Here is an 8,557-nt window from a genome sequence, read left to right as displayed (position 1 = left end):
CGGAATCCGTGAAATCCACAACACCGCCATGATCAAATTACTTGAACCATCGCAAGCCCAGCGTTGGGATGCTTATGTGATGGCTGCGGCCGACTCGACCTTTTTCCACTTGTCTGCGTGGCAACGCGTTATTGCCGCTGCCTTCGGTCACGATACTTATTACTATTATGCCGAGCAGGACGGCGAAATTACCGGCATTCTACCGCTGACGCACATCAACAGTTTACTGTTTGGAAACACGCTGGTTTCGAATGCCTTTTGCGTATACGGCGGCATTGTCGCCAGTAACGACGAGGCTTTCCGTGCGTTACAGGCGCAAGGCAAACAATTGGCCAGAACGTTGAACGTTGATTGCCTTGAAATGAGAAATCGCGTTCAAACGCATCGCGATTGGCCGCATAAAGCGTTGTACGTAACATTTCGCAAAACGCTCGATTCCGACCACGAAAAAAACCTGAACGCGATTCCCAGAAAACAGCGAGCGATGGTGAGAGCGGGCATCAAAGCGGGTTTAGTCGGCGTAATCGATAACGACGTCGAGCGATTGTTTCAAGCGTATTCCGAAAGCGTCAGAAACTTGGGGACTCCCGTGTTTCCGAGGCATTATTTTAAAGTACTAAAAGAGGCTTTCGGTAACGATTGCGAGATATTATCGATCGAGCACGAAGGTCGTTTAGTGGCTAGCGTGATGAATTTTTATTTCAAGGATGAAGTTTTGCCTTATTACGGCGGCGGCACCGAGGCTGCTCGAGACTTAAAAGCTAACGATTTCATGTATTGGGAGGTCATGCGGCGGGCGGTGGATAGAGGCTGTCGCGTGTTTGATTACGGGCGCAGCAAGATCGATACTGGCTCTTATCGCTTCAAGAAGCACTGGGGCTTTGAGCCCGAGCCGCTGTACTACGAAATCGATTTGGTGAAGGCGAAGCAGATTCCGGACATCAATCCGTTGAATCCCAAGTATCGATTATTTATTGCAGCCTGGAAGAAGCTGCCGCTGCCAGTCAGTCAGGTTGTGGGACCATGGCTGGCCAAGGATTTGGGATAATTCGTGCCTAAACTGCTATACCTGGTTCATCGGATTCCGTTTCCCCCCAACAAGGGTGACAAAATTCGCTCGTTTCATTTTCTGCGAGCGCTAGCCAAACGGTACGAGATATTCCTCGGCACTTTTGTGGATGATCCTGAAGACCGCCAATATATTGAAGCGCTCAAGCCTTATTGCAGGGATGTATGTTGTGTGGAATTGTCGCCCGGCCTCAATAAGCTTAAAAGTGCGCGCGGCCTATTCAGCGGCGAGGCCTTGAGTCTTCCGTATTATCGAGATAAGGCATTGCGTCGTTGGGTTGATCAGGTCATAAGTACCGAGGGTATAGACCGCGCGCTGATTTTCTCGTCGCCTATGGCTCAGTACGTCGAGCGTTACCCCGAGTTAAGGGTCGTCGCGGATTTCGTCGATGTCGACTCCGATAAGTGGAGCCAGTATGCCAACAGTAAAAGCTGGCCGGCCGCTTGGATCTATCGGCGCGAAGCTCGGACTTTGTTACGTTATGAGACACAAATTGCCAGTCGGGCGGCGAAGACGATATTTGTTTCGGAACAGGAAGCCGCGTTGTTTAAGGCCCTAGCGCCGATCGCGAAAGACAAGATCGATTTCGTAAATAACGGTGTCGATACTGATCGTTTTGATCCGAAAGTCGCTGGTGATTCGCCGTTTCCGAGCGGACAATCCCCCATCGTATTTACAGGTGCCATGGATTATTGGGCAAACGTCGATGCGGTCAAGTGGTTTGCCGAGAGTGTGTTCCCGGAGATCAAGCGACAATGCCCGCATGCTAAGTTTTACATAGTCGGTTCCAAGCCAGCCAAGGAAGTACTGCAGTTATCGGAAAACGACTCGGCAGTGATCGTTACCGGCAAAGTCGACGAAGTGCGACCATATATTGTTCACGCCCGTTTGATCGTGGCACCGTTACGTATTGCTCGAGGCATACAGAACAAGGTTTTGGAAGCCATGGCGATGGCTAAGCCCGTGGTCGCAACGTCGGCGGCGATGGAAGGGATATCTGCTGGTCAAGAGTTGCAGGTCGCCGTCGCCGATGAACCAAATGAGTTTGCCGAAAGGGTTGTGTCTTACCTGCAACAACCTACTGTTTACGCCGAAGACAACCGTCGGTTTGTCGAACGTGCGTTTGGCTGGTCCGCGAATGCCGATAAGCTTTTGACTTTGCTCGCAGGTTAAGGTTGACGATGGACGAAGCGGTGCCTTTGGTTGTGCATATCATTTACCGTCTCGGCATCGGCGGTTTGGAAAATGGCTTAGTTAATATCATTAACAAAATGCCGAAAGAACGTTATCGGCATGCCATCATTTGTTTGGCCGATGCGACAGATTTTACCCAGCGTATCGACCGGTCCGATGTCGTCGTCCACCAGTTGCATAAGAAACCGGGACAGGACTGGGCGTCGTTTTATAAGGTTTATAAGTTGTTTAAGGCTTGGAAGCCTGCGGTTGTGCATACTCGAAATCTAGGGGCAATCGAATATCAGGTTTGCGCCTGGTTGGCTCGAATACCCTACCGGGTTCACGGGGAACACGGCTGGGACGTGTTTGATCCTGACGGCAATAACCTAAAGTATCAGCGCTTGCGTCGAGCGTTGGGGCTAATCATTCATCGATTCATTCCATTGTCCAAACATTTGCAGGATTATTTGCAGGAAAAGGTCAAAATTCCGGCAGCTAAAATCACTCGCATTTGTAACGGTGTTGACACAAACCGGTTTTATCCTCGCGATTGCGATCGGGCGGCTCCAATGCATTGCGATATGCTTTTGTCCGGGAAAGTCGTCATAGGCACGGTGGGTCGTATGCATGGAGTAAAGGATCAATTGACACTGGTTAGGGCGTACATTCATGCTTGCCAAACGTATCCGGGCTTTGCTGGAGTGACTCGGCTTTGGTTGATAGGCGATGGGCCTTTACGAGCAGAGAGTGCTGGCCTATTGACGGATGCCGGATTGCTAGACCAAGCTTGGATGTCTGGTGATCGTGACGACATCCCCGATATTTTGCGTTGCCTGGATATTTTTGTGTTGCCATCCAAGGCCGAAGGTATATCCAATACTATACTGGAAGCGATGGCAACGGGGCTTCCAGTGTTGGCGACGAGGGTTGGAGGCAATCCCGAGCTGATCTTGGACGGAGAGACAGGGATGCTGGTCGAAAAGGAAAATCCGGAGGCTATGGCAAGGGTGCTAGCGGAGTGGGTTGCCGATTCCGACAAGCGTCGCCGTTTTGGGGCGGCCGGATTGGAGCGCATCCGCCAGGAGTTTTCGATCGATAATATGGTGTCTCGCTACCAACGGGTTTATGACGAGCGATAAATAGCGCCGGAGAATAATAATATGTGTGGCATCGTGGGGATATTCGATATGCAAGGCAGCGGGGAAATTGACCGCGGATTGTTGTCGAAAATGAACGAATCCCAGTTTCATCGTGGACCGGACGAGGGCGGTCTGCATAGCGAGCCCGGCTTGGGCTTTGGGCATCGTCGTTTGTCGATCATCGACTTGTCCAGTGGTCAGCAACCGATGCACAGCGCGGATAGAAATGTCGTCCTAACCTACAATGGCGAGGTATACAACTTTCCCGAGTTGCGCGGCGAGTTGGAAGCCTTGGGCTACAGCTTCAGAACTCACTGCGATACCGAGGTAATACTCTACGCTTGGCAAGCGTGGGGAGAAGCTTGCGTGGACCGACTACGGGGTATGTTTGCGTTTGCGTTGTGGGACAGACCACAACAAACCTTGTTCCTTGCGCGTGATCGATTGGGTGTCAAGCCATTGTACTACTCACTATTGGCTAACGGACATTTCATATTCGGTTCCGAGTTGAAGGCGCTTAAGCAGCATCCGCTGCTGCCAACTCGGATTGATCCGACGGCGGTCGAGGACTATTTCGGTTTCGGTTACGTGCCAGACCCTAAAACAATTTATCGGGATGTCTATAAGCTGGAGCCGGGGTATAGTTTGGCGATTCGGCGCGGAGACGAACGGATTAAGCCTCGTCAATATTGGGATGTGACTTTCGATCCGGGTAATTTCTCTAGCATGGATGCTGCTGGTGAAGAGTTGATCGAACGATTACGGGAGGCTGTTAAAATCCGGATGATGGCTGACGTGCCTTTGGGAGCCTTCCTGTCGGGCGGCGTTGATTCCAGCGCGGTCGTGGCTTTAATGGCCGGTTTGTCCGACGATCCGGTTAACACTTGCTCGATTTCGTTCGGCGATCCAAAATTCAATGAATCGCAATTCGCGGCTCAAGTTGCCGGTCGATATCACACTGCTCATCGGGTCGAACAAGTCGATCCCGATGATTTCAGTCTGATTGATTGCTTATCCGGTTTGTATGACGAACCCTATGCCGACAGTTCCGCATTACCCACTTATCGGGTTTGCGAGTTAGCCAAAAAACAAGTGACCGTGGTGTTGTCCGGGGATGGCGGCGACGAAAATTTAGCGGGTTACCGGCGTTATCGCTGGCATACCTACGAGGAGAGAATGCGTTCTTTATTACCGGATGGTTTGCGGATGCCTTTGTTTTCGACTTTAGGTCGGGTCTACCCAAAACTCGACTGGGCACCGAAGGTATTTAGAGCAAAAACCACGTTGGAGTCGATAGGCCGAGATTCTATGGCGGGCTATTTTCATAGCGTGTCGGTGCTGTCCAATGGCATGCGTCAGCAATTATTTAGCGAGCAGCTAAGGGCGGAATTGCAAGGTTACGGCGCAATCGAGGTATTTCATCGATATCGGGAAAAAGCACCGAGCGATCCTCTGTCTATGGTTCAATATCTGGATCTGAAGACTTACTTAGCCGGTGACATCCTGACTAAAGTCGACAGGGCAAGCATGGCTCACGCCTTGGAAGTCAGGGTTCCGTTGTTGGACTACAAACTGGTGGAATGGATGGCGACATTGCCGCCGTCTTATAAGCTCAATGGTCGAGAAGGCAAATATTTGTTTAAAAAGTCACTGGAGTCTCATCTTCCGAACGATATTCTGTATCGACCTAAAATGGGGTTTGCCGTGCCTTTGAGCAGTTGGTTCCGAGGGCCTTTGAAAGAACGCGTACGGGAGGCCTTGTTGGGTAATACGCTTGGTCAAACGGGTTGGTTTAATCGCACTTACTTGGAGCATATGGTGACCCAACACCAGGCAGGTTTGCGAGATTACAGCGCTGCGATTTGGTCGCTGTTAATGTTCGAGGCGTTTCTTAGAAATGCCGGGTTTTGACGCTGGTTAACTTGTACGAGCGGGCAATAGACATTAATTAATTGATTTGCTAGAGTGTGAACCAATTCAAGTTTTTCTAAGTGGCGGTGTAATATGCGATTCGAAGAAGATGATAGCCTGATCGAGAACGGTCAACTGCAAGAGGGCAAGCAAGTAATTGATAAATCTAGAAGAAAGTTTGCTAAAGCTGGCGTTGCGGTTCCTGTCATCCTAACTTTGGCTAATCGTCCTGCATGGGGAGGGGGTACTGGTGGCGTTGACGAATGTACCATTTCTGGGTTTCATTCAATAGGTCCGAATAGAACTGCGTACTCCGGTAATATTGTGACTAATCCGGGGCCGCGTCCCCCGAAGCATTATTGCGACAACCCGAGTCAGTGGCCTTTAAGCAAATGTAAGCCTCACTCGAGTAAACACGAGACGGGTGGAACTTTGGAAGGGGGATCTGGGTGTCGACGAGATAGAACGGCGCCAAACTCTTGGACCTCAAACCGGAACGACACTCAAAAGGGGCAATGGAACTTAAATGCGGTGTGGACTAAAAGCACTCAAGCGCCGAAAACGAAGAGTGAATTGCGATCCAACGGCCAGAATGACTATGCGACTCTTAAGCGTAACGAGGCCACCTACGGATATTATATCTTCAGTGATACTGCGTTAGGGCCTACCACCAATGCCAACAAAACGTTAAACGATTGTATAAAAGAGCTGGATCAAGGGACTGATATAGGGTTGGATAACTGTATGGCTTGGTTGTTTGTTAACGCTTGTGATGGCAAACATGTGGTTGGAAGCTCGCTGTCGGATGTCCAAGCTTGTTTTCAGGCGGTAAAGACCGGAGGTAAGTATAAAGTTGGTGCAGTAGATTGTTCAGCCCAGGATATTATTGACTTTTGCCATCACTTGATCGCTGACGGTTGCACGGCGTAAGACAACAGTCTTCTGGTTTTATGCTCTGGCGAGTAGTTGGAGAAGTCTATTGCGTGGATTGGGGTGATGGGGTCGTGATTTATCATCGCAACTCCGGTACTACGTTTTTGTTTGAGGCGATGCCGTTAGAGCTGATTCAGCGATGTTTTCAGCCTACGCCATTTGATCAAACGATGCTTGAAGACATCATCGGAAATTTCGACTTATCGGATAAATCGCGCGACAAAGCTGGGTATTTAGAAAGTCTGATACAGGTTTTGTTGCAAAAAGAATTAATTGAGCCGGTAAATTGAGATTACAGCATTTGCCTTTCCAGGAGGTTAATAGCCGACTGCGAAATAGCGGTTTGAATTTGCAACTTGGTCAGTTTTGCTTTGCTATCACGACTAAATTGGCTTCAGTGGCGCAGAGTCTTTCGATTTTGTATGCCGATTTTGAAGTTTTTGATAGTAGTGTGTTCGTTGATTTCCCCGTATCGGTTACTTCTGGACATAATTGGTTCAGCTCGATAAGTAAAAGCGCTGAATTTCGTTTTGATGGCTACGCGCCCTTCAATCCTTTACCGCTACAACATGCCCCGGCTTTGATCGAATGGGGGATGAATTGGTGTGTATCTAGTCAAATTAATACTTTTTTGATAATCCATGCTGCTGTCATAGAGAAAAATGGCTGGGCGGCTGTGTTACCGGCGCCGCCGGGATCCGGAAAAAGTACTTTGACCGCCACGTTGATTCAAGAAGGTTGGCGATTACTATCGGACGAATTGACTCTGGTTGATCCAGTGACATTCCGAGTACACCCCTTTCCCCGTCCCGTCAGCTTGAAGAATCAATCCATTGACATCGTCGCCAAGCGCTATCCTGGCCTTGTGTTCGGGCCATTGTCAACGGATACATCGAAGGGCACTGTTTGCCATCTTAAGCCACCCGAAACCAGCGTCAGTCGGCAGAGCGAGTCTTGTCCGATTGCTTGGGTCATATTTCCAAAATATGAAGCTGGCTCCGCGACCGAGTTTGCGCCAAAGGCAAAATCGTTAACGTTTATTGATGTAGCGGATAACGCGTTTAATTTTAGTCGGTTAGGCTACGCGGGATTTTACGCCTTGCGCAATGTATTGGACCGGGCAAGCTGTTACCAGTTGCGTTACAGCTGCCTAGACGATGCCGTTCAAATTTTCGACCAACTTAAGAGCGCCGAATGAGTTTTGAATGGCCCTTGTTGGTCAAGGTGATCAACGATCAGGTGTCTCATGCCGAGTTGTCCTTACCCGAATGGGGATTATTAGTCAGGCAGGCACGTGCATCGATGCTACTGGCGAAGCTGGTTCACTGGGTGGAGAGCCGTGGCGGACTGGATGAAATTCCGGAAGCCGCGCGTCGGCATTTTATCTCCGCAAAATGTTTTTCCGAAAAACAAAGCAACGACCTATTTTGGGAAATTCGCCAGTTGCAAAAAGTGGCTCGACAGTTAGAGTTTCCTTTTGTCTTGTTGAAGGGCGCGGCGTATGCAGTGTCTGAACACCCCGCCGCGAGAGGTAGGGTCTTTTCAGATATTGATTTACTGGTTCCCCGCGAAAAAATAGGCTCCGCCGAGAAGCGTTTGATGATTCATGGTTGGATGGGCGGGCAAAACGGCGTTTACAACGAACGTTATTACCGGCGCTGGATGCATGAAATTCCACCAATCAGACACCTGTCCAGGGGCAGCGTCATCGATCTACACCATAACATCCTGCCGATAACGTGTAAGGATTGTCCCGATGCCGGATTACTACTAGCCGATGCGCGCGCATTGGAGAAATTCGATGGACTAGCGGTATTATCCCCGGTCGATCAAGTGATACACAGCGCGGTTCATTTGTTTTATGACGGTGAATTGGAGCACGGCTTGCGGGACTTGGTCGATTTAGATGCGCTGATTCGCGGTTTGGGCGAACAGCAGGTCAGATTGATTTCTCGTTCATCCGAATTGGGTCTGGCAAGGCCAGTCCTTTACGCATTGCGTTACTCGACTACAATACTCGGTACACCGCTGTCGGACGAATTGGCCCGGCAACTTCAACAAGTGACGCCCGCCAAGGCAATTCTCGCGGTGATGGATTTTTTGTTCATTCGCGCGCTGATGCCGGTCCATCCAAGTTGCACCGACCGCTGGACAGGTTTGGCCCGTAACGTATTATTTTTGCGGGCGCATTGGTTAAAAATGCCGTGGTATTTGCTATTGCCCCATCTGACTATCAAGGCCTGGATGCGTCTGACCGGCAAAGAGAAGCACTAATTCCGGGTGCTCACTTCATGGCGAGCCGACTTGACAGTCTTAAACAAGAACCTTC

The 8,557-nt window shown here is 49.9% G+C and carries 8 protein-coding genes; all 8 read left to right on the top strand.

What is annotated here, in order from left to right:
- Nucleotides 1-1,048, top strand: a 1,048-nt coding sequence (locus A1355_RS03145; RefSeq protein WP_231883536.1) for a FemAB family XrtA/PEP-CTERM system-associated protein, incomplete at its 5' end; no start/stop codon positions are given.
- 3 nt (nucleotides 1,049-1,051) lie between these two features.
- On the top strand, nucleotides 1,052-2,242 hold the full coding sequence (locus A1355_RS03140) for a TIGR03087 family PEP-CTERM/XrtA system glycosyltransferase (protein WP_064024894.1): 1,191 nt from the start codon (nucleotides 1,052-1,054) through the stop codon (nucleotides 2,240-2,242).
- An 8-nt stretch (nucleotides 2,243-2,250) separates the two neighbouring features.
- Nucleotides 2,251-3,384, top strand: coding sequence for a TIGR03088 family PEP-CTERM/XrtA system glycosyltransferase (locus A1355_RS03135; RefSeq protein ID WP_064024906.1), 1,134 nt, complete (start codon nucleotides 2,251-2,253; stop codon nucleotides 3,382-3,384).
- Nucleotides 3,385-3,405: 21 nt separating this feature from the next.
- Entirely contained in the window at nucleotides 3,406-5,295 is a 1,890-nt protein-coding gene (locus A1355_RS03130) for an XrtA/PEP-CTERM system amidotransferase (RefSeq protein WP_064024892.1), read from the top strand.
- 93 nt (nucleotides 5,296-5,388) lie between these two features.
- Nucleotides 5,389-6,225 carry a hypothetical protein gene (locus A1355_RS03125; RefSeq protein WP_064024890.1) on the top strand — a complete coding sequence of 279 codons (837 nt, stop codon included), beginning with the start codon at nucleotides 5,389-5,391 and terminating at the stop codon, nucleotides 6,223-6,225.
- A 53-nt stretch (nucleotides 6,226-6,278) separates the two neighbouring features.
- On the top strand, nucleotides 6,279-6,518 hold the full coding sequence (locus A1355_RS03120; RefSeq protein ID WP_157197721.1) for a hypothetical protein: 240 nt from the start codon (nucleotides 6,279-6,281) through the stop codon (nucleotides 6,516-6,518).
- A gap of 53 nt (nucleotides 6,519-6,571) precedes the next feature.
- Complete coding sequence (locus A1355_RS03115) at nucleotides 6,572-7,426, top strand: HprK-related kinase A (protein ID WP_197471703.1); 855 nt, start codon at nucleotides 6,572-6,574, stop codon at nucleotides 7,424-7,426.
- Nucleotides 7,423-8,502 (top strand): nucleotidyltransferase family protein, encoded by a 1,080-nt coding sequence (locus tag A1355_RS03110; protein WP_082885328.1) that lies wholly within the window; start codon nucleotides 7,423-7,425, stop codon nucleotides 8,500-8,502. The genes A1355_RS03115 and A1355_RS03110 overlap by 4 nt, the downstream gene beginning before the upstream one ends.
- Nucleotides 8,503-8,557 lie beyond the last annotated feature (55 nt).

The organism is Methylomonas koyamae, assembly GCF_001644025.1.
Classification (GTDB): Bacteria; Pseudomonadota; Gammaproteobacteria; order Methylococcales; family Methylomonadaceae; genus Methylomonas; species Methylomonas koyamae_A.
Note: the sequence above shows the minus strand (reverse complement) of the source record. Positions and strands in the feature narration are given on the sequence as shown.